Genomic DNA, 19,950 nt, shown 5'->3' with positions numbered 1-19,950 from the left:
GGGTGTTTGTGATCAGATCAATAAATTTGGCGCGCATCTTACCACACTCCGTAACAAATTACTCAGTCGATGGTATGGCAAGAAAACGGACAGCACGCGCAATGTCACGCGTGCGCGGCGCAGGCGGAAGACTCGCCAGGAAGGTAGCGCCGTAGGGTCGCATCACCAGGCGGTTGTCGCAAATGACCAGCACGCCGCGATCGTCTGCGTCACGAATCAGTCGTCCTACGCCCTGTTTCAGGGTGATTACTGCATCCGGGAGTTGAACCTCGTCGAAGGGATCGCCGCCGCGCAGGCGACAGTCTTCCATCCGGGCTTTTAACAGCGGGTCATCCGGCGAAGTGAACGGCAGTTTATCGATAATGACCAGCGACAGCGTATCGCCACGGACGTCTACCCCTTCCCAGAAGCTGCTGGTAGCAACCAGTAACGCATTACCTGCGCTGACAAACTGCTGTAACAGTTGCCCTTTACTGGTTTCGCCCTGCAACAGGACCGGCAGCGTCATGGTGGCGCGGAATTGTTCTGCCAGATCGCGCATCATCGCGTGTGAGGTACACAGCATAAAGCAGCGACCGTTGTTTGCTTCAATAATGGGACGCAGCATTGACGCTAACTGGCGCGCGGCTCCCGGCTGGTTGGTTTGCGGGAGATTACGCGGCACGCAGAGCAGCGCCTGACGCGTGTAATCAAAAGGACTCGGCAACAGCATCGACTCGGCGTCATCTATGCCCAGCCGCGCGGTGAAATGATGAAGGTCATCGTTTACCGACAGCGTCGCGGAGGTAAAAATCCAACAGCCCGGCTTTTGTTCCATCACTTCTTTGAATTTATCCGCCACGGTAAGCGGCGTCAGCGCAAGAGTGAAATGGCGGGAGGTGCATTCATACCAATAGCTGAAGCCTGGCTGGTTAATCTCTTTCAGGCGCTTCAAACGGGCGCGATAAAGCGTGGCACGCTCAAACGCAGCATCCAACAACGCCGAACGTCCAAGAGACAGTTTCGCCACGTCGTAACACAGCTCCAGCGTGTCATCGAGCAACAAAAACGCGCGCTGCACACGCTGGTCAGCCAGCAGTTCGCGCAGATTGCCGCGATAGCCCGGCTCGCCAAGTTGCAGGCGGAAGTCCTGCGCGCTTTGCGCCAGGCGATCGGCGCACTTCTGCAACTGCTGAGTGTCTTTCAGCTCGGTGCGATAGGCAATGGTGATGTCTTTCGCCAGGTCTAACAACTGACGACTGGAGAGCGATTGACCAAAGTACTGGCTGGCGATATCCGGTAGCTGATGCGCTTCATCGAAGATCATCACTTCAGCTTCGGGGATCAGTTCGCCAAACCCGCTCTCTTTCACCACCATATCAGCGAGAAACAGATGGTGGTTGACCACAACCACATCTGCCTCCATCGCTTTTTTACGCGCTTTAACGACAAAACACTCTTTGTACAGCGGGCAGTCGCTGCCCAGACAATTGTCGTTGGTGCTGGTGACCAGCGGCCAGGCCTGAGAATCTTCCGCCACGCTGACGCAGGTACTGATGTCGCCATCAAGGGTTTGATTTGACCAGGAGCGCAGCAGAATGACGTCGCTTAAGGTTTGTACCGGCAGGTCGCCGCCCGCCAGCGCCTGCTGTTCAAGGCGTTCCAGACACAAATAGTTGGAGCGCCCTTTCAGCAGCGCCAGTTTGCCGGTGAATTCCAGCGCCTTTGCGACGGTCGGGAGATCGCGGCTATAAAGCTGATCCTGCAATGCTTTCGAACCAGTAGAGACGATGACTTTTTTACCCGCACGCAACGCAGGTGCCAGATAAGCGTAGGTTTTACCCGTTCCGGTTCCGGCTTCTACAACAAGCGGCTGTGATTTTTCAATGGCATGGCTAACGGCGAAGGCCATCTGCCGCTGTGGTTCACGCGGTTTAAAACCCGGTATCGCTTTAGCCAACTGACCGTCTGCTGCAAAATCGTCCGTCACACTGCCCCCTGTTCATTTGAACAGGGATTATGTCAGGCCAGCGGGTCTTTCGCCAGTTGAAGAGGTGACGTAGGCACAACATTATGGCAGTCTTGGCGCAACCTGAAGCCATTATGAAAAACGTAAATGAGGAATGATTTATGACAATTGTGCGCATTGATGCCGAAGCGCGTTGGTCCGACGTGGTTATCCATAACAACACGTTGTATTACACCGGTGTACCGGAAAACCTGGATGCAGACGCCTTTGAACAAACGGCGAATACGCTGGCGCAAATTGACGCAGTTCTGGAAAAACAGGGCAGCAACAAGTCACGTATTCTTGATGCCACCCTTTTTCTGGCAGATAAAAGTGACTTTGCCGCGATGAACAAAGCCTGGGACGCGTGGGTCGTCGCCGGTCACGCGCCGGTACGTTGTACGGTCCAGGCCGGGTTGATGAACCCGAAATACAAAGTTGAGATCAAGATTATCGCTGCGGTGTAAGCGACGTTACTCGTCTTCATCTTCGAAACGCGCCACGATCCGCTCGCCGGTATGGCTGGCGCGTAACTCTTCAGCAACCAGAGCAATCGCTTGTCCGCTGCTCATCCCTTGCGACATCAGTTCCTGAATACGCTCGACCGCTTTTTGCTGCTGCTCATGACTGAGTGAAGGTAAACCTGCAAACATTGTTAACTCCTGCTAAATTGTCTGCGCTAATTATTTCATGCTACCAGGCAGTTAGCCAGTAGAGTAGCAACGAGTCAGGACAGATGAAGACGTTATCTCCCGCAGTAATCACATTACCCTGGCGTCAGGACGCCGCTGAACGCTATTTTTCGACCTTAAGCCATCTCCCCTGGGCGATGCTGTTGCATTCGGGTCATGCTGACCATCCACATAACCGTTTTGATATTCTGGTGGCGGATCCCGTCGCCACGCTGGTTACGCGCGCAGAAGAAACCGTTGTCTATGACGGACACGCAACTGTACGCACGCTTGATGACCCAATGACGGTATTACATTCAGCGCTCAGCGCACGGGGGATTCACCCGAGCTATCACCCCAATCTGCCGTTTCAGGGCGGCGCGTTAGGTCTGTTTGGCTACGATCTTGGCAGAAGATTTGAATCGCTACCCACGATTGCCACGCGCGATATTGCCCTGCCGGATATGGCCGTCGGCATTTACGACTGGGCGCTGATTGTCGATCATCAGCTGCAGACCGTATCCCTGCTCAGCCATACCGATGTCGAAGCGCGGCTGCAATGGCTCAACGCGCAACAATCATCAAAACGTGAGCCATTTACATTAACCTCGGCGTGGCAGTCCAATATGAGCCGTGCCCAGTACGGCGAAAAATTTCGCCAGGTCCAGAGTTATCTGCACAGCGGCGACTGTTATCAGGTCAACCTTGCTCAACGTTTTCAGGCGCATTATCAGGGCGATGAGTGGCAGGCATTTGTACGACTCAATCACGCTAATCGTGCGCCGTTTAGCGCGTTCATTCGTCTTGAGGAAGGCGCAATCCTCAGCCTTTCACCCGAACGGTTTATTCTGTTGGAAAACCAGCACATCCAGACGCGTCCTATTAAAGGGACGCTGCCAAGACGTGAAGAGGCTGATGCCGATCGTGAGCAGGCCCAACTGCTGGCGAACTCACCGAAGGATCGTGCGGAAAACCTGATGATCGTCGATTTAATGCGCAATGACATCGGTCGCGTTGCCGTGCCGGGTTCGGTACAGGTTCCGGAGCTGTTTGTAGTCGAGCCGTTCCCTGCCGTTCATCATTTAGTCAGCACCATTACCGCACGTTTGCCGGAATCTTTGCACGCTACCGACCTGCTGCGCGCCGCCTTCCCCGGCGGCTCCATTACCGGCGCGCCGAAAGTGCGGGCGATGGAAATTATAGATGAGCTGGAGCCGCACCGACGTAATGCCTGGTGTGGCAGCATTGGTTACCTGAGCTTTTGCGGCAATATGGACACCAGCATCACCATTCGCACACTGACGGCCACAAACGGACACATTTATTGTTCCGCAGGCGGCGGCATTGTGGCGGACAGTCAGGAAGACGCGGAGTATCAGGAAACATTTGATAAAGTGAATCGTATTTTGCACCAACTGGAGAACTGACACGTGGAATACAGCAGCCTGACGCTTGATGATTTTTTATCGCGCTTCCAACTCCTGCGCCCGCAGGTCAACCATGCCGCGTTAAACCAGCGCCAGGCAGCCGTACTGATCCCCGTCGTCCGCCGACCACAGCCGGGGCTGCTGCTAACCCAGCGATCCGTTCATCTACGCAAACATGCCAGCCAGGTCGCCTTTCCCGGCGGCGCGGTGGACAGCACCGATGCCTCGTTGATCGCCGCAGCCCTTCGCGAGGCGCATGAAGAAGTGGCCATTCCGCCGTCATGCGTTGAGGTGATCGGCGTACTGCCGCCGGTCGACAGCGTCACCGGTTTCCAGGTTACCCCGGTCGTCGGCATTATCCCGCCTAATCTGCCGTATCGCGCCAGTGAAGATGAGGTTTCCGCGGTGTTTGAAATGCCGCTGGCGCAGGCGTTACATTTGGGGCGTTACCATCCGCTCGATATTTATCGTCGCGGTGATTCTCATCGCGTGTGGCTTTCGTGGTATGAGCAATATTTCGTCTGGGGAATGACCGCCGGGATAATTCGTGAGCTGGCTCTGCAAATTGGCGTCAAGCCCTGACTATACTTATCTTTACGCACGCCATAGACAACTTGAAACTCAGGTCACAACATTAGTAAAACCGCGGTTATCTATTAGTTTAATTCATGTGAATAGTTAAGCCGATCGCCGCGTTCCCTCTTACACTATGCGCAGTTATAACATCGTTACTGGAAAGCCCAGTCGCCCTGTAGGAGTATTATCGTGATTAGTCTATTCGACATGTTTAAGGTGGGGATTGGTCCCTCATCTTCCCATACCGTAGGGCCTATGAAGGCGGGTAAACAGTTCGTCGATGACCTGGTCGAAAAAGGATTACTGGACAGCGTTACTCGTGTCGCCGTCGACGTGTATGGTTCACTGTCGCTCACGGGTAAAGGTCACCACACCGATATCGCCATTATTATGGGTCTGGCGGGCAACGAGCCTGCTACCGTAAACATTGACAGCATTCCCGGATTTATCCGCGATGTAGAAGCGCGTGGACGCCTGCTGCTTGCACAGGGTCAGCACGAAGTGGATTTCCCGCAGAATGATGGAATGCGTTTTCATAACGGCAACCTGCCGCTGCATGAAAACGGCATGCAGATCCATGCGTATAATGGCGAAACCGTCATTTACAGCAAAACGTACTACTCAATCGGCGGTGGATTCATCGTTGATGAAGAACATTTTGGTCAGGATACCGCCAATGAGGTCAGCGTACCTTATCCGTTCAAATCCGCCACTGAAATGCTGGAATACTGCAACAGCACCGGCCTGTCCCTCTCTGGCATGGTGATGCAGAACGAACTTGCTCTGCACAGCAAAAAAGAGATTGAAGAGTACTTTGGCAACGTCTGGCAAACCATGCAGGCCTGTATCGATCGTGGGATGAACACCGAAGGCGTCCTGCCTGGGCCGCTGCGCGTTCCGCGTCGCGCCTCTGCCCTGCGTCGTATGTTGGTCTCCAGCGACAAGCTCTCCAACGATCCGATGAACGTGATCGACTGGGTGAACATGTTTGCGCTGGCCGTTAACGAAGAAAACGCCGCGGGTGGTCGCGTTGTCACAGCGCCAACTAACGGTGCCTGCGGTATCGTGCCTGCGGTCCTGGCCTATTACGATCATTTCATTGAGTCCGTCAGCCCGGATATCTACACCCGCTATTTCCTGGCGGCCGGCGCGATTGGCGCGCTGTACAAAATGAACGCATCTATCTCCGGTGCTGAAGTCGGCTGTCAGGGTGAAGTTGGCGTGGCTTGTTCTATGGCGGCTGCCGGTCTGGCTGAGCTACTGGGTGCAAGTCCTGAACAGGTGTGTGTTGCGGCAGAAATCGGTATGGAGCATAACCTCGGTTTAACCTGTGACCCGGTTGCCGGTCAGGTACAGGTTCCGTGCATCGAACGTAACGCCATTGCTTCCGTAAAAGCTATCAATGCCGCACGCATGGCAATGCGCCGAACCAGTGCGCCACGCGTTTCACTGGATAAAGTCATTGAGACCATGTACGAAACGGGTAAAGACATGAACGCCAAATACCGCGAAACGTCCCGTGGTGGTCTGGCAATCAAAGTTCAGTGTGACTAATACTTAATTTTCGCCCATCTGCGACGGATGGGCGAATTTATCTCCCCTTCCTCGTCTACTGTAATTTTCCCCACTACACTTGCTCTGTTGCTTTTGGCTTTTGTGACCAACGGCTTATCGGGCGGCCCGCATGCATACAGCACAACGGATCATTAAAAACTATCGTCGGAATCGCTTATTTGTTTGCACCCTATGTGCCCTGGTAACGCTTATCCTCACGTTAACGGTCCGATTTATTTCGGAGCGTAATTTAAATCATAGAAATACCGTAACCTTTGCCAACCACGCGGTTGAAGAGTTGGATCACGTGCTTTTGCCCCTTCAGGCCGGACGAGATGTGCTGTTGCCGTTGATTGGTCTCCCCTGTTCAGTCGCGCGTTTACCGTTGAGCAAGCATGCTGCCAGGCTGCAAACGGTACGCTCTGTCAACCTGGTTAAAGATGGGATTCTGTATTGCTCCAGCATTTTTGGTTATCGCAATGAGCCTGTTCGTCGACTGGAGCCTGAATTACCAAGCCAGGAGTCGCTACTGCTGTTATCAACCGACCATTCGATAATTAAAGGCAGTCCGATTCTGACACAATGGTATCCATCCTCTGCCGATGGTGAAGATGGCGTGCTGGAAATCGTCAACATTGAGTTATTATCATCCATGTTGCTTGAGCCACAACTGCCGCAGATCACCCATGCCAGCTTAAGCGTCGGCAATCGCCATCTGCTCTACGGACAAGGTGTTGTCGATACGCTACCTGAACTAAAGAATGAAAAACGCTACCAGCTCTCATCACAGCATTTCCCGTTTACTATCAGCGTTACCGGTCCGGGCGCCAGTGAACTGGCGATTAAACATCTGCCAACACAACTGCCGCTGGCGGTGATCCTCAGTCTGTTAGTGGGGTACCTGGCGTGGCTGGCAACCGCCAACAGAATGAGTTTCTCCTGGGAGATAAATCTGGCCCTTGCCGCCCGGGAATTCGAGCTGTTCTGCCAGCCGCTGCTCAATGCGCAAACGCAGCAATGCATGGGGGTGGAAATCCTGTTACGCTGGAATAATCCGCGTCAGGGTTGGATCTCTCCCGAAGTGTTTATTCCCATCGCCGAGGAGCACAACCTGATCGTGCCCCTGACGCGTCATGTCATCGCAGAAACCATTCAGCAACGACACGTCTTCCCCATGAGCAGTCAGTTTCATATCGGGATCAATGTCGCCGCCAGCCATTTTCGCCATGGCACGCTGTTAAAAGATCTCAACCAGTATTGGTTTAGCCAGCATCCCATTCAGCAGTTAGTCATCGAACTTACCGAACGTGATGCGTTACTGGATGTGGATTATCGGGTTGTACGAGAGCTAAATCGCCTTGGCGTAAAACTGGCGATTGACGATTTTGGCACCGGCAACAGCTCGCTCTCCTGGCTGGAAAAACTCCGCCCGGATGTACTAAAAATTGATAAATCATTTACTTCTGCGATCGGTACCGATGCCGTGAACTCAACCGTTACAGACATCATCATCGCGCTGGGAAAAAGACTGAATATCGAACTGGTGGCGGAAGGGGTTGAAACGCAGGCGCAGGCACAGCATTTGCGCCGGCACGGTGTACATTTATTGCAAGGTTTTCTGTATGCGAAGCCAATGCCGCTACGCGATTTTCCAAAATGGCTGGCGGGCAGCACGCCGCCGCCCACCCGGCATAACGGGCGACATAGTATGCCCGTTATGCCATTTCGCTAAACCCGATTACTCGTCTTCATCGTGAGCAGATTGTTCTTTAACAATGCGAACTAAATCCACACGATAGTCATTCGCTTCGACAATCGTAATACTCAGCGGCGCAACCTCGATAACATCGCCGACGCGTGGAATATGACCGTTAGCCGCGATGACTAAACCTGCCACCGTCGCGATATCTTCGTCTTCATCCACCAGCGTATCCACGTCCAGCGCCTGCTGCAATGCATGCAGGTCGGTTCCGCCTTTCACCAACCAGCCGCCCGCATCAGCAATAATTTCAGGCGTTTCATCGGCATCGGGGAACTCACCGGCGATAGCTTCTAATACGTCCAGCGGTGTAACCAGCCCCTGCACGACACCAAATTCGTTAGTAACGATCACGAAACTGCCGCGGGCACGACGCAGAACGCCCAACAGATTGATCGGGTCCAGCGTTTCCGGGACCACAATAGCCGGAGAGGCTGAGGCAATCGCCGCTACATCCACACCCTCTTCCAGCGCCACCAGCAGTTCTTTGGCACGGACGATACCGATAATTTCGTCCAGTTCACCGCGACATACCGGGAACAGGCTGTGCGGTGACGAAAGCAATTGCTCGCGAATTTCCGCTACGCTCAGGTCCGCATCAACCCAACTAATCTCGCCACGAGGCGTCATAATGCCACGTAATGAACGCGAGGCCAGGGAGAGTACGCCGTTGATCATATAGCGTTCTTCTTCCACAAATGCGCCTTCCGGAACGGGCACAGGTACCGGATTGTCGGATTCCATCTGCGCGCTGGCCTGACGTTTACCGCCCATCAGACGCAGGATTGCATCCGCAGTTCGCGCACGCAGCGGCAGGGTCGACTGGTGGCGAATAAAGTTACGACGGGCAATCTGGTTAAACAACTCGATAATGATCGAGAAGCCAATCGCCGCATACAGATAACCTTTCGGAATGTGGAAGCCAAACCCTTCGGCAACCAGACTCAGACCAATCATCAACAGGAAGCTCAGACACAGCACCACCACCGTCGGATGCTGGTTCACAAATCGCGTCAACGGCTTGGAAGCCAGCAGCATCACGGCCATAGCTATCACGACGGCCGCCATCATGACCGGCAGATGGTTGACCATACCGACCGCAGTAATCACCGCATCCAGCGAGAACACCGCATCAAGGATGACAATCTGCGTCACCACAACCCAAAAGCTCGCATAGCCTTTCGTCTGCCCGGTATCATGTTCACGGTTTTCCAGCCGCTCATGCAGCTCTGTCGTTGCCTTGAACAAGAGGAAGATACCGCCCAGCAGCATTATCAGATCGCGCCCCGAGAACGCATAGTCCATTACCGTAAACAGCGGCTTTGTCAGCGTCACCATCCACGAAATCACGGACAACAAGCCCAGACGCATAATCAGTGCCAGTGATAAACCGATTAAACGCGCTTTATCTCGCTGTTTCGGCGGCAGCTTATCAGCCAGGATCGCAATGAAGACCAGGTTATCAATACCCAGAACAATTTCGAGAACGACAAGCGTGAGCAAACCCACCCAAATCTGCGGGTCCATTAATAATTCCATGACAAGCTCCTGCTTAAGGAATGACCAAACTGCGCGCTGAGGATCTCAGGCGTTAAAGCATTATGCAGAGAAAATTTGTGGCAAAAAGTGCCAATCTGACAGGCGCAAAGCGGCCTGAGGGTGAAATGACGTCGGTGACGATCCATATGGTGGGCTACTGCCCTATACTCCTGAGTAATTAAACAGATGCTAAACATAACAGAGACAACCGGTTTTTAGCAAAGATTTACCTTCCTTTGCAATAAGTTGTTTCGGAGATATTTTACCCTTCGAAATTTCTTTTCATCGGAAGTTAAATTACGGATCTTCATCACATAAAATATTTTTTTCGATATCTAAAATAATTCACGAAAATCATAGGTTTTTCTTTGTAACCCTTATCTGAATCGATTCGATTGCGGACGACGATTCAAATACATCTTTACGTTGATGTGTTAACGATAATAAAGGAGGTAGCAAGTGACCATTGCTATTGTAATAGGCACACATGGTTGGGCTGCAGAGCAGTTACTTAAGACAGCAGAGATGCTGTTAGGCGAGCAGGAAAACGTCGGCTGGATCGATTTCGTTCCAGGCGAAAATGCCGAAACGCTGATCGAAAAGTACAACGCTCAGTTGGCAAAACTCGATACCAGTAAAGGCGTGCTGTTTCTCGTTGACACATGGGGAGGCAGCCCGTTTAACGCTGCGAGCCGCATTGTCGTCGATAAAGAGCATTACGAAGTTATCGCCGGTGTGAACATTCCCATGCTGGTTGAAACCTTCATGGCGCGTGATGACAACCCGAGCTTTGATGAATTAGTGGCACTGGCCGTTGAAACCGGTAGCGAAGGCGTGAAAGCGTTGAAAGCGAAACCGGTGGAAAAGGCCGCTCCTGCCCCCGTTGCGGCACCAAAAGCAGCAGCACCGGCGAAACCGATGGGCCCGAACGATTATATGCAGATCGGTCTGGCGCGTATCGATGACCGTTTAATTCATGGTCAGGTAGCCACTCGCTGGACCAAAGAAACCAACGTAACGCGCATTATCGTCGTCAGCGATGAAGTTGCCGCCGATACCGTGCGTAAAACGCTGCTGACTCAGGTAGCACCTCCGGGTGTGACGGCGCATGTGGTTGATGTCGCGAAAATGATCCGCGTCTACAACAACCCGAAATATGCAGGCGAGCGTGTGATGCTGTTGTTCACCAACCCGACCGATGTGGAACGTATCGTTGAAGGTGGTGTGAAAATTACCTCTGTAAACATTGGCGGTATGGCTTTCCGTCAGGGTAAAACACAGGTAAACAACGCAATTTCTGTTGATGAAAAAGACATCGAAGCCTTCAAAAAACTCAACGAACGCGGTATTGAGCTCGAAGCGCGTAAAGTTTCGACCGATCAGAAACTGAAAATGATGGATTTGATTGCCAAGGCGAAATAATTCCCTGGCATTTACTTAGTTTTCACACTTAAGTCTGTATAGCAATAGGAGAAGTACAATGGAGATTACCACTCTTCAGATTGTGCTGGTGTTCATCGTCGCATGTATCGCGGGTATGGAGTCGGTACTCGATGAATTTCAGTTCCACCGTCCGTTGGTGGCCTGTACGCTTATTGGCGCCGTTCTCGGGGATATGAAAACCGGTATTATCATCGGTGGTACCCTGGAAATGATCGCCCTTGGCTGGATGAACATCGGTGCTGCGGTTGCACCAGATGCCGCACTGGCGTCAATTATCTCTACCGTTCTGGTTATCGCGGGTCACCAAAGCATTGGTGCCGGTATCGCGCTGGCTATCCCGCTGGCAGCAGCAGGTCAGGTTCTGACCATCATCGTTCGTACTATCACCGTAGCATTCCAGCACGCAGCGGATAAGGCGGCCGAAAACGGCAACCTGACGGCGCTCTCCTGGCTGCACGTGTCCTCACTGTTCCTGCAGGCTATGCGTATCGCTATCCCGGCGGTAATCGTGGCGATTTCTGTAGGTACCAGTGAAGTTCAGAGCATGCTCAACGCCATTCCGGAAGTCGTCACCGGCGGCCTGAACATCGCAGGCGGTATGATCGTAGTGGTTGGTTATGCGATGGTCATCAATATGATGCGCGCGGGCTACCTGATGCCGTTCTTCTACCTCGGCTTCGTCACCGCGGCATTTACTAACTTCAACCTGGTTGCTCTGGGTGTGATTGGCGCAGTGATGGCAATCCTCTACATTCAGCTGAGCCCGAAATATAACCGCGTCGCCGGTGCGCCAGTTCAGGCAGCTGGTAACAACGATCTTGATAACGAACTGGACTAGCAGGTGAGCGAAATGGTTGATATGACTAAAACTACCACCGAGAAAAAACTCACTCCGAGTGACATTCGTGGCGTGTTCATTCGTTCTAACCTGTTTCAGGGTTCATGGAACTTCGAACGTATGCAGGCGCTGGGTTTTTGTTTCTCCATGGTACCGGCTATCCGCCGTTTGTACCCGGAAAACGACGACGCACGTAAGCAGGCTATTAAGCGTCACCTGGAATTCTTTAACACCCATCCGTACGTAGCCGCACCTGTGCTGGGCGTTACGCTGGCGATGGAAGAGCAGCGTGCCAACGGCGCAGAGATTGACGATGGTGCTATCAACGGTATCAAAGTTGGTCTGATGGGACCGCTGGCAGGCGTCGGCGACCCCATCTTCTGGGGTACGGTACGTCCGGTATTTGCTGCGCTTGGCGCTGGTATCGCGATGAGCGGCAGCCTGCTTGGACCACTGTTGTTCTTCATTCTGTTTAACCTGGTGCGTCTGGCAACCCGTTACTACGGTGTGGCATACGGCTACCGTAAAGGGGTCGATATCGTTAAGGATATGGGCGGTGGCTTCCTGCAGAAACTGACTGAGGGGGCGTCAATCCTCGGCCTGTTTGTCATGGGGGCATTGGTTAACAAGTGGACGCACGTGAATATCCCGTTGGTGGTCTCCACTATCACCGGTCAGGATGGTCAGACTCGCGTCACCACCGTGCAGACTATCCTTGACCAGCTGATGCCGGGCCTGGTTCCTCTGCTGCTGACTTTCGCTTGTATGTGGCTGCTGCGTAAGAAAGTGAACCCGCTGTGGATTATCGTTGGCTTCTTCATCATCGGTATCGCGGGCTACGCTGTCGGCCTGCTTGGCCTGTAAGACTGTTGTACACCACCGGGGGCTTGCCCCCGGTTTTTCTATTCAGAGGATTGAGGATTCATGACTATCACGGACCTGGTGCTGGTTCTTTTTATTTTTTCGCTGCTGGCGTATGCCATTTACGATCAGTTCATCATGCCCCGCCGTAATGGCCTTACTCTGCTGACGGTCGCCCTGCTTCCTCGCAGCCGTGTTGACAGTGTTATCTTCATTGGCCTGGTAGCTATTCTTATTTACAACAACGTCACCAGCCACGGGGCGCAATTCACCACGTGGTTATTATGCGCACTGATATTGATGGGGTTGTATCTGTTCTGGATCCGTACGCCGAAAATCATCTTCAAGCAAAAAGGGTTTTTCTTTGCCAACGTCTGGATTGAATATAACCGCATTAAAGAGATGAATTTATCAGAGGACGGCGTGCTGGTGATGCAATTAGAACAGCGGAGATTGCTGGTTCGCGTACGAAATATAGACGATCTTGAAAAAATATATAAGCTTCTCATTTCAAATCAGTGAATTAGAAAGATAGCCTGAACTATGTTTTTTATATATTTTTGAAAACAAAACATAGCTAAGGCTATATTACAACGTCCGTAATGTTATTTATTTTAACGTTCTGTTTATAAATAAATCTAAATGAAAATCGTTTTCAATTAGAAGTCAAATATTATTTCCCTGTTTCTTGTTTTATATTCTCAATATATGTTAAGGTTGCGCCCGTCGTTGGGGAGTAGCCGATTTCCAGACTCCGGAAATGTACGTGTCAACATACTCGTTGAAAAACGTGGCGCGTACGGACTGAACATACAGCTTCAGTCAGGCGAGACCATAGGCACATCAACTGCAATGCATACCTGAATGGCACGATATATTTCGTGATTTTAATCTGTGTGCATGGTTACTGGGGGCAGTGATGTGTTTTATGGATACCCCGGTCAGGACGCTGTTATGAATCTCACCGCTACTGTACTTCTCGCTTTCGGCATGTCGATGGATGCTTTCGCTGCATCAATTGGCAAAGGCGCCACCCTGCATAAACCCAAATTTTCTGAAGCTCTGCGCACCGGTCTCATTTTCGGCGCAGTTGAAACCCTGACGCCGCTGATTGGCTGGGGTATGGGCATGCTGGCAAGCAAATTCGTGCTGGAGTGGAACCACTGGATCGCTTTCATTCTGCTGATTTTCTTAGGTGGGCGAATGATAATCGAAGGTTTTCGCGACAACGGTGATGAAGATGAAGAACCGCCGTGCCGCCACGGATTCTGGCTGCTGGTCACCACCGCTATCGCCACCAGTCTCGACGCGATGGCCGTCGGGGTGGGTCTGGCGTTCCTGCAGGTTAACATCATTGCGACTGCGCTGGCCATCGGCTGCGCCACGTTGATGATGTCCACGCTCGGCATGATGATCGGTCGTTTTATTGGTCCGATGCTGGGCAAACGAGCTGAAATCCTGGGCGGGGTGGTACTGATTGGTATCGGCGCCCAGATCCTCTGGGCGCACTTCCACGGTTAATTCTGGCGCTGCCAGATGTGAATACTAAAATCTGTCTGGCAGTCAAACGTCGTTTTTCCTGCCAGCGTTTCCCACACTTCCGGTTTTGCCCGCCAGGCGAACGGCGTCATTTGCAGTAATGCAACGGCCTCGCTGCCCTTGAGCTGCATCTGATAGCCCAGCGCAATACTTTGCTGCAGAACAAAACCTTCCAGTTGTTCGGTATGTGGCGCATGCAAACGCACCTCATCATAAATCAGCCCTTTCAGCTCCATTAAATGACGCGGCCCAGGCGTGGCGGTGATTACCCATCCTCCCGGTTTCACCACGCGAGCCAGCTCTTGCGCTTTACAAGGCGCGTAGATCCTGATGATGGCATCCATGGACGCATCGGCAAACGGCAGACGATGGCTGGAAGCCACGCAAAAGGTGACCTGCGGATAACGACGGGCTGCGGCCTTAATCGCCACTTTAGAAACGTCGAGGCCAACGGTCTTGCCGCCAGTCAGCGTATCGGCAAAGGCATGGGTGTAATACCCTTCTCCACAGCCGATATCCAGAATCGCCGCGTTCTCTGAACTCAGCGTCTGCGCAAGCACATTCACAATCGCGTCACGCAGCGGTTGATAGTGTCCGGCATCAAGAAACGCCCGGCGCGCCTGCATCATCTCAGCGCTGTCACCCGGATCGCGCGACCGCTTATGCTGAACCGGCAGTAAGTTGACATACCCTTCTTTCGCCACATCAAACTGGTGCCGCTCAGGGCAAATAAAACTGTTTTTCGTTTGAGTAAGAGGCTGGTGGCAAAGAGGACAGGAAAACGACATGACAACTCCGGCAGGTGATTTGAGGGCGCAAGTGTAACGCGAATTGCGCCCCGGGAAAATAACTTACAGCGTCGGCGAGGATACGCTGTCACCATGCATCACCAGCAGGTGATCGGAGTCGGCAGGCATGCCGTCTGGTTTAACATTTTCCAGGCGTAAAACATCTCCCATAATCTGGCTGAATACCGGCGCGGAGACGGCGCCCCCATAGTAAGCACCGTTTTGTGGATTATTAATAACCACGACTAAGGCGAATTTCGGGTCGCTCGCTGGCGCAACGCCTGCCGTATAAGCCACGTATTTATCAACATATTTACCATCATCGCCAATTTTTTTCGCCGTCCCGGTCTTCACCGCAACCCGATAATCCCTGACCGCGGCCTTGGTTCCCCCACCGCCGGGTAACGCGACGCTTTCCATCATATGTTCAACCTGATGAACCAGCGCCTCCGGCATCACCCGCGTCCCTATTACCGGCGGATCAATACGCGTGATAGAAAGGGGGCGATAGATGCCAAAACTACCGATGGTGGCATAGACATGCGCCAACTGGAGCGGCGTCACCATGAGCCCATAACCGAATGCAAAGGTGGCGCGATCCAAATCGCTCCAGTAGCGGCGTTGAGGCATTAAACCACTGCTTTCGCCGGTTAATCCCAACCCGGTTGGGTCGCCAAAGCCAAAACGTTTATAGGTATCCAGCAATTTCTGCACCGGCATAGCTAACGACAAGTGCGAAACGCCCGTGTCGCTCGATTTCTGCAAAATGCCGGTCAGCGACAGCTCCGGGTAAAATCCGACGTCGCGAATACGATGCCCGTCGACATTAAAAGGATGGGTATCAATTACGCTGTCCGGTTGCACAATCCCCTGCTGGAGCGCGGTCATGATCACCAGCGGCTTAACGGTTGAACCGGGTTCAAAGGTGTCGCTAATGGCACGGTTACGAAAATCATCCAGTACCGCGCCGTCTCGATTGTTGGGGTTAAAGTCGGGGAAGCTTGCCATGGAGAGAATTTCGCCGGTGTCAATATTAACCAGTACCGCGGCCCCGGATTCCGCTTTATTCCATGTAACGGCATTGTCCAGCGCGTCTTCGGTGACCGTCTGCAAACGCTCATCAATACTGAGTTGTAACTCATGTGCAGGCACCGGCATCACTTCGGTGATATTTTCGATGACATGGCCAAATTTGTCTTTACGGACCAGGCGGGAGCCGGGTTTGCCCATCAACTGGCTATTGAAGCTTTTCTCCAGGCCTTCAATACCCTGGCCATCAATATTGGTGAAACCAATGAGATTAGCCGCAACATGTCCGGCGGGATAAAAGCGGCGTGATTCTTCACGCAGATTGATTCCCGGAAGATTAAGGTTATCGATCCATTCAGCCTGCTGAGGAGAGATCTGGCGCGCCAGATAAATAAAGCGTCCCGCAGGATTACTGTTAACACGCTCAGCCAGAGAACTGAGCGAAATGTTCAGAGTCTTTGCTAACGCCTGCCAACGTTCGTTGTAGCCCACGCCTCCCTTGCTGATAATGGTTTTAGGGTCTGCCCAGACGGCATTCACCGGGACACTTACCGCCAGCGGTCGCCCTTCTCTGTCGGTAATCATTCCGCGTGGCGAGGCAATGGTAACCTCGCGTAACGAACGCATATCTTCCTGTTTTACCAAAGTTGTCGGCGTGACAATTTGTAGCCACGCCACGCGCCCCAGCAGCAATCCCAGGCTTAATAATATCGCCACACAAAGCAGGGCAAAACGTACGGGAGTAAAATTGCGCGCATCTATGTCGTTTTTCTTTTTCACCTGGACTCCCGCATGATAGTTTTTCAGGTGTCTGATTTAACGAGAAATGCCGCGAGAATGCGGGGAAAACTATGCTACGAACATCACGCCTTTGCAACAAAGCGCTAATGGATGGGCTTTCAGAAATATTTTGACGTAATTTGAATTAAAAAGCCCCGCATAAGCGAGGCTTTATATCTGAGATGGTTGCGCAAAAGCGCATCAAATCAGTGGTGTCGATCAGATAGCTGTTACGTTTACAGCAGCCGGACCTTTCTGGCCGTCCTGAATTTCGAACTCAACGTTCTGGCCTTCAGCCAGAGTTTTGAAACCGTTACCCTGGATAGCGGAGAAGTGTACGAACACGTCTTTGCTGCCATCAGCCGGAGTAATGAAGCCAAAACCTTTAGACTCGTTGAACCACTTAACTTGACCTTTAATCTTTGCCATTTGCAAAATTCCTTAGAGTATTTTCTTCGCCCGCGGGCATAACATAGATAAAACTGAGACATTACTGCTTGAGGCACTAATATAAGGTTCGGCAGAGAAGCGGTATTCAACGTCAACGTGTTTACTCAGGACTTCTTTACTGAAAATGCCACACATAAACAGAACTGTACCTCGTTTAACCCAAAACGTGTTATCACATACAACGTAAATAATGGCAAGCCATTTTTAAACGTGTCTCGATCGGTCGCACAAATCCTGTTGTTCATCAAACAACCACTGCACAGTTATGCGCCAGACCGAGCAGAGTTATATTCTCACTTCTCTCCCCTTGCCCCGTCAGGCTTGCACCGTCACAGGGACATTTCAACCATAGCTCAATAGCTTCGGTTGTTCCAGGTTATCTGTCACAGGGGCTGGTGGATATCATTTTTTATGCTTAGTAATGCATAAAATGTCACAAGCGTAAAAATGAGATCCGCCTTCTGGTTTTGCACTAAAATAATGAAAGAATGATGACAATGCACAAAAAAAGTAAGAGAAACGTTTCGCTGTGAATAAGACGATCGCTATCACAAAAATGACATAATCATATTTTTAACGTATGGGAAAATATATTTAGATCAGACCGTACGTAAGATATTAATTGGTTAGAGTATCTGAAAATACTCAGGTGACAGGCGACGCCGAACGCTAATTACGCGGCGAGAGCAGAAGAAAATGATCTGACATGTTGACGACAGGATGAGGTATCTGCGAACCGCATCAGCAGACCTTCACCCTGCTATACTGTTTTTAGCGCTCAGCTACCAGGCGGATGATGTCGTCATCTTCATCCTTCGCAGCAACCGCTGCAGGTTCTGCCGTTTTTTCGGGTTCGTTAGCTTCACAAAGGCGACGGAGCAATGCGTTCTGTCTTTTTTGCTGGTCTAACAATGCTTCAAGCAGTTCTATCTGCTCGTTAGTACGCGAACTTGCCCGATTGACGAAAAACCACAACACAAGCCCAACAACCAAAACCACCACCGATACCGCTAAAGACGCAAAACTCAACGCGCCAGAATTCAAAACTTCGTTCATTTCACCACCTCAATGTAGACAGCGTAGTTTACCACTGCCGCACAAGAAGGTAATCAACTGTTGTAAAAATGCGCTTACCAGGGAATAAATTTATTGATGGCACAAATACCGCTGAGAAATTGTACGTCCTGATCGCACATGATGTTAAACACCTGCGCCCACATCAATATGCATACCAGCACGATAACAATCAGTACCACCCAGCGTATTTTTTTCACTCCAGCTCCACTCTTCAACTCTACATCTTATGACTATAAATTATCATGCGTTACCTAAACCCAGCGTTAACTGTAACGGCATTCCATCTTTTTAGGAATGATTGACTTGTTTCATCCCGTGTACAGGCTAATCTACTAATAACGAGAAAAGATAAGAGGTTGTAATGCGTCTGATTATCCGCGCTATTGTGTTGTTAGCTCTGGTTTGGATCGGTTTATTACTCAGCGGCTATGGCATTTTGATTGGGAGTAAAGAGAATGCGGCCGGTCTGGGTCTGCAATGCCAATATCTGACCGCTCGCGGGACCAGCACCGCACAATATGTCCACTCAAACAGCGGCCTTATTGGCCTTTCAGATTGCCCTGTATTGCGGAAAAGTACTGTCGTTATCGATAACGGTTAAGATAGAAGCAATACATTCTCAATGCTATTTGCGCAAAACAGCGTTAATTTTATTCATTAAAAAACCCCAGGTACGCAATACCTGGGGTTTTACACTTAGCGCTATTGCTGCGGATTAGAACGGATAGTCGTTATAGCCCATTTGTTCAGAAATCTTACGCGCTGCCGTATGCAGCATCGCCACATATTCGTGTAAACGCTCTTCGGAAAAGCGCAGCGTCGGGAATGAGATACTCAAGCCCGCAATCACCACGCCAAAACGGTCAAACACTGGAACACCGATGCAGCGCAGGCCTTCTTCCTGCTCTTCGTTATCTTCGCCGTATCCCTGTTCACGTACTTTATCTAACAATACCAGCAATTCATCAGTATTTGTGATAGTACGGTCGGTGCTGCGTTTATACTCGATGCCGTCAAGAATTTCCTTCACTTCATCGCGGTCACGCCATGCCAGAAGAACTTTACCGATAGCCGTGCTGTACAATGGGTTACGACGACCGACGCGGGAATACATACGCAGATTGTACATGGAGTCGATTTTATGAATGTAGACGATGCTGTCTTCATCCAGCGCACCAAGGTGTACGGTCTCTTTGGTCAAACGTGAAAGTTCACGCATCTGGATGTCAGCACTACGGATCAGATCAACGTTTTGTAACGCGCGCGCACCCAGTTCGAATAATTTCAGGGTCAGGGAGTATTTCTCTGACTCCCCTTCTTGTGCCACATAACCCAGCGTTTTCATGGTCTGCAAAAAGCGATAAACGGTGCTTTTCGACATCATGACGCGTTGCGACAGCTCGGTAATACCAATTTCGCGCTCTTCACCCAGCGCCTGCAGGATGCCAAAAACTTTCAGCACGGAAGATACAGAATCAGGTTGTTTATCCAGATCTGCGATTGCCATTTATCACCTCATTACGAGTGTTTTATAAAAATCAGAACCGGTTTTTATTATAATTTCGCGGACCTGCCCTCGCAATCGCTCTTTGCTTACTTAGTTACAAATCTGCGACCTAACGCCTGTATATC

22 protein-coding genes are annotated in these 19,950 nt (G+C 51.4%); 11 read left to right on the top strand and 11 right to left on the bottom strand.

Annotated features, from left to right (window positions below):
• Positions 1 to 58: 58 nt before the first annotated feature.
• Entirely contained in the window at positions 59 to 1,969 is a 1,911-nt protein-coding gene (locus OOJ59_RS22270; RefSeq protein ID WP_038641263.1) for an ATP-dependent DNA helicase, read from the bottom strand.
• A gap of 140 nt (positions 1,970 to 2,109) precedes the next feature.
• Here OOJ59_RS22270 and OOJ59_RS22265 point away from each other — a divergent pair, with 140 nt between their 5' ends.
• The gene (locus OOJ59_RS22265; RefSeq protein ID WP_042307863.1) at positions 2,110 to 2,454 is read left to right on the top strand and encodes a RidA family protein; all 345 of its coding nucleotides are present in this window, start codon (positions 2,110 to 2,112) and stop codon (positions 2,452 to 2,454) included.
• Positions 2,455 to 2,460: 6 nt separating this feature from the next.
• Here the strand turns inward: OOJ59_RS22265 and OOJ59_RS22260 are convergent, their stop codons facing one another.
• On the bottom strand, positions 2,461 to 2,640 hold the full coding sequence (locus OOJ59_RS22260; RefSeq protein WP_003020986.1) for a YoaH family protein: 180 nt from the start codon (positions 2,638 to 2,640) through the stop codon (positions 2,461 to 2,463).
• Between the two features lie 83 nt (positions 2,641 to 2,723).
• Here OOJ59_RS22260 and pabB point away from each other — a divergent pair, with 83 nt between their 5' ends.
• The 4 genes from pabB (at position 2,724) to OOJ59_RS22240 (ending at position 7,947) form a co-directional block, all read left to right on the top strand.
• Positions 2,724 to 4,085, top strand: coding sequence for an aminodeoxychorismate synthase component 1 (gene pabB, locus OOJ59_RS22255; RefSeq protein WP_160955559.1), 1,362 nt, complete (start codon positions 2,724 to 2,726; stop codon positions 4,083 to 4,085).
• A gap of 3 nt (positions 4,086 to 4,088) precedes the next feature.
• Positions 4,089 to 4,667, top strand: coding sequence for a CoA pyrophosphatase (locus OOJ59_RS22250; RefSeq protein WP_160955558.1), 579 nt, complete (start codon positions 4,089 to 4,091; stop codon positions 4,665 to 4,667).
• Positions 4,668 to 4,850: 183 nt separating this feature from the next.
• Positions 4,851 to 6,215, top strand: coding sequence for an L-serine ammonia-lyase (gene sdaA / locus OOJ59_RS22245; protein WP_038641271.1), 1,365 nt, complete (start codon positions 4,851 to 4,853; stop codon positions 6,213 to 6,215).
• Positions 6,216 to 6,345: 130 nt separating this feature from the next.
• On the top strand, positions 6,346 to 7,947 hold the full coding sequence (locus tag OOJ59_RS22240) for an EAL domain-containing protein (RefSeq protein ID WP_160955557.1): 1,602 nt from the start codon (positions 6,346 to 6,348) through the stop codon (positions 7,945 to 7,947).
• 6 nt (positions 7,948 to 7,953) lie between these two features.
• Here OOJ59_RS22240 and yoaE read toward each other — a convergent pair whose 3' ends face one another.
• Both yoaE and OOJ59_RS28280 read right to left on the bottom strand, forming a co-directional pair.
• Positions 7,954 to 9,513: a CNNM family cation transport protein YoaE gene (gene yoaE / locus OOJ59_RS22235; protein WP_087856066.1), complete on the bottom strand. Its 1,560-nt coding sequence runs from the start codon at positions 9,511 to 9,513 to the stop codon at positions 7,954 to 7,956.
• On the bottom strand, positions 9,501 to 9,659 hold the full coding sequence (locus OOJ59_RS28280; RefSeq protein ID WP_371924024.1) for a protein YoaL: 159 nt from the start codon (positions 9,657 to 9,659) through the stop codon (positions 9,501 to 9,503). The genes yoaE and OOJ59_RS28280 overlap by 13 nt, the downstream gene beginning before the upstream one ends.
• Positions 9,660 to 9,972: 313 nt before the next feature.
• Between OOJ59_RS28280 and manX the strand changes: the two genes are divergently transcribed.
• From manX to mntP, 5 genes are all read left to right on the top strand, one after another.
• Positions 9,973 to 10,935 (top strand): PTS mannose transporter subunit IIAB, encoded by a 963-nt coding sequence (gene manX / locus OOJ59_RS22230; RefSeq protein WP_005122176.1) that lies wholly within the window; start codon positions 9,973 to 9,975, stop codon positions 10,933 to 10,935.
• Positions 10,936 to 10,993: 58 nt separating this feature from the next.
• Complete coding sequence (locus tag OOJ59_RS22225) at positions 10,994 to 11,794, top strand: PTS mannose/fructose/sorbose transporter subunit IIC (protein WP_005122174.1); 801 nt, start codon at positions 10,994 to 10,996, stop codon at positions 11,792 to 11,794.
• Positions 11,795 to 11,806: 12 nt separating this feature from the next.
• Positions 11,807 to 12,658 (top strand): PTS mannose transporter subunit IID, encoded by an 852-nt coding sequence (locus OOJ59_RS22220; protein WP_268063487.1) that lies wholly within the window; start codon positions 11,807 to 11,809, stop codon positions 12,656 to 12,658.
• A gap of 60 nt (positions 12,659 to 12,718) precedes the next feature.
• The gene (locus tag OOJ59_RS22215; protein ID WP_038641277.1) at positions 12,719 to 13,177 is read left to right on the top strand and encodes a DUF986 family protein; all 459 of its coding nucleotides are present in this window, start codon (positions 12,719 to 12,721) and stop codon (positions 13,175 to 13,177) included.
• Between the two features lie 432 nt (positions 13,178 to 13,609).
• Positions 13,610 to 14,176 (top strand): manganese efflux pump MntP, encoded by a 567-nt coding sequence (gene mntP / locus OOJ59_RS22210; protein ID WP_160956428.1) that lies wholly within the window; start codon positions 13,610 to 13,612, stop codon positions 14,174 to 14,176.
• Here the strand turns inward: mntP and rlmA are convergent.
• From rlmA to mgrB, 6 genes are all read right to left on the bottom strand, one after another.
• The gene (gene rlmA / locus OOJ59_RS22205) at positions 14,173 to 14,982 is read right to left on the bottom strand and encodes a 23S rRNA (guanine(745)-N(1))-methyltransferase (RefSeq protein ID WP_087856064.1); all 810 of its coding nucleotides are present in this window, start codon (positions 14,980 to 14,982) and stop codon (positions 14,173 to 14,175) included. The genes mntP and rlmA overlap by 4 nt on opposite strands.
• Before the next feature lie 63 nt (positions 14,983 to 15,045).
• Positions 15,046 to 16,791: a peptidoglycan glycosyltransferase FtsI gene (ftsI, locus tag OOJ59_RS22200; protein ID WP_038641283.1), complete on the bottom strand. Its 1,746-nt coding sequence runs from the start codon at positions 16,789 to 16,791 to the stop codon at positions 15,046 to 15,048.
• 219 nt (positions 16,792 to 17,010) lie between these two features.
• On the bottom strand, positions 17,011 to 17,220 hold the full coding sequence (gene cspE / locus OOJ59_RS22195) for a transcription antiterminator/RNA stability regulator CspE (RefSeq protein ID WP_001062678.1): 210 nt from the start codon (positions 17,218 to 17,220) through the stop codon (positions 17,011 to 17,013).
• 12 nt (positions 17,221 to 17,232) lie between these two features.
• A complete protein-coding gene (locus tag OOJ59_RS22190) occupies positions 17,233 to 17,376 on the bottom strand; it encodes a DUF2627 domain-containing protein (protein WP_006684179.1) in 144 nt (47 codons plus the stop codon).
• A gap of 636 nt (positions 17,377 to 18,012) precedes the next feature.
• A complete protein-coding gene (locus OOJ59_RS22185) occupies positions 18,013 to 18,297 on the bottom strand; it encodes a YebO family protein (RefSeq protein WP_069324695.1) in 285 nt (94 codons plus the stop codon).
• Positions 18,298 to 18,371: 74 nt separating this feature from the next.
• Positions 18,372 to 18,515, bottom strand: a complete 144-nt coding sequence (gene mgrB / locus OOJ59_RS22180) for a PhoP/PhoQ regulator MgrB (protein WP_268063486.1) — start codon at positions 18,513 to 18,515, stop codon at positions 18,372 to 18,374.
• 164 nt (positions 18,516 to 18,679) lie between these two features.
• On the opposite strand from mgrB, the gene OOJ59_RS22175 reads away from it, so the two are divergent.
• Positions 18,680 to 18,919, top strand: a complete 240-nt coding sequence (locus OOJ59_RS22175) for a YobH family protein (protein WP_038641292.1) — start codon at positions 18,680 to 18,682, stop codon at positions 18,917 to 18,919.
• Positions 18,920 to 19,033: 114 nt separating this feature from the next.
• Here the strand turns inward: OOJ59_RS22175 and kdgR are convergent, their stop codons facing one another.
• Positions 19,034 to 19,825, bottom strand: coding sequence for a DNA-binding transcriptional regulator KdgR (gene kdgR, locus OOJ59_RS22170; protein ID WP_006684175.1), 792 nt, complete (start codon positions 19,823 to 19,825; stop codon positions 19,034 to 19,036).
• Positions 19,826 to 19,950: the final 125 nt, after the last annotated feature.

This window comes from Citrobacter sp. W9 (genome assembly GCF_026719375.1).
Classification (GTDB): domain Bacteria; phylum Pseudomonadota; class Gammaproteobacteria; order Enterobacterales; family Enterobacteriaceae; genus Citrobacter; species Citrobacter werkmanii.
The sequence above is the reverse complement of the archived record's forward strand: the minus strand, read 5'-3'. Positions and strand labels throughout refer to the sequence as shown.

Excerpts from the sequence above, each read along its gene's own strand:
- OOJ59_RS28280 (WP_371924024.1), bottom strand. The coding sequence starts at position 9,659 with ATGGATCGTCACCGACGTCATTTCACCCTCAGGCCGCTTTGCGCCTGT.
- mntP (WP_160956428.1), top strand. The coding sequence starts at position 13,610 with ATGAATCTCACCGCTACTGTACTTCTCGCTTTCGGCATGTCGATGGAT.
- cspE (WP_001062678.1), bottom strand. The coding sequence starts at position 17,220 with ATGGCAAAGATTAAAGGTCAAGTTAAGTGGTTCAACGAGTCTAAAGGT.
- yoaE (WP_087856066.1), bottom strand. The coding sequence starts at position 9,513 with ATGGAATTATTAATGGACCCGCAGATTTGGGTGGGTTTGCTCACGCTT.
- OOJ59_RS22240 (WP_160955557.1), top strand. The coding sequence starts at position 6,346 with ATGCATACAGCACAACGGATCATTAAAAACTATCGTCGGAATCGCTTA.
- OOJ59_RS22215 (WP_038641277.1), top strand. The coding sequence starts at position 12,719 with ATGACTATCACGGACCTGGTGCTGGTTCTTTTTATTTTTTCGCTGCTG.
- OOJ59_RS22220 (WP_268063487.1), top strand. The coding sequence starts at position 11,807 with ATGGTTGATATGACTAAAACTACCACCGAGAAAAAACTCACTCCGAGT.
- OOJ59_RS22185 (WP_069324695.1), bottom strand. The coding sequence starts at position 18,297 with ATGAACGAAGTTTTGAATTCTGGCGCGTTGAGTTTTGCGTCTTTAGCG.
- OOJ59_RS22225 (WP_005122174.1), top strand. The coding sequence starts at position 10,994 with ATGGAGATTACCACTCTTCAGATTGTGCTGGTGTTCATCGTCGCATGT.
- pabB (WP_160955559.1), top strand. The coding sequence starts at position 2,724 with ATGAAGACGTTATCTCCCGCAGTAATCACATTACCCTGGCGTCAGGAC.
- kdgR (WP_006684175.1), bottom strand. The coding sequence starts at position 19,825 with ATGGCAATCGCAGATCTGGATAAACAACCTGATTCTGTATCTTCCGTG.
- OOJ59_RS22260 (WP_003020986.1), bottom strand. The coding sequence starts at position 2,640 with ATGTTTGCAGGTTTACCTTCACTCAGTCATGAGCAGCAGCAAAAAGCG.
- OOJ59_RS22190 (WP_006684179.1), bottom strand. The coding sequence starts at position 17,376 with ATGTGTGGCATTTTCAGTAAAGAAGTCCTGAGTAAACACGTTGACGTT.
- OOJ59_RS22265 (WP_042307863.1), top strand. The coding sequence starts at position 2,110 with ATGACAATTGTGCGCATTGATGCCGAAGCGCGTTGGTCCGACGTGGTT.
- rlmA (WP_087856064.1), bottom strand. The coding sequence starts at position 14,982 with ATGTCGTTTTCCTGTCCTCTTTGCCACCAGCCTCTTACTCAAACGAAA.
- OOJ59_RS22175 (WP_038641292.1), top strand. The coding sequence starts at position 18,680 with ATGCGTCTGATTATCCGCGCTATTGTGTTGTTAGCTCTGGTTTGGATC.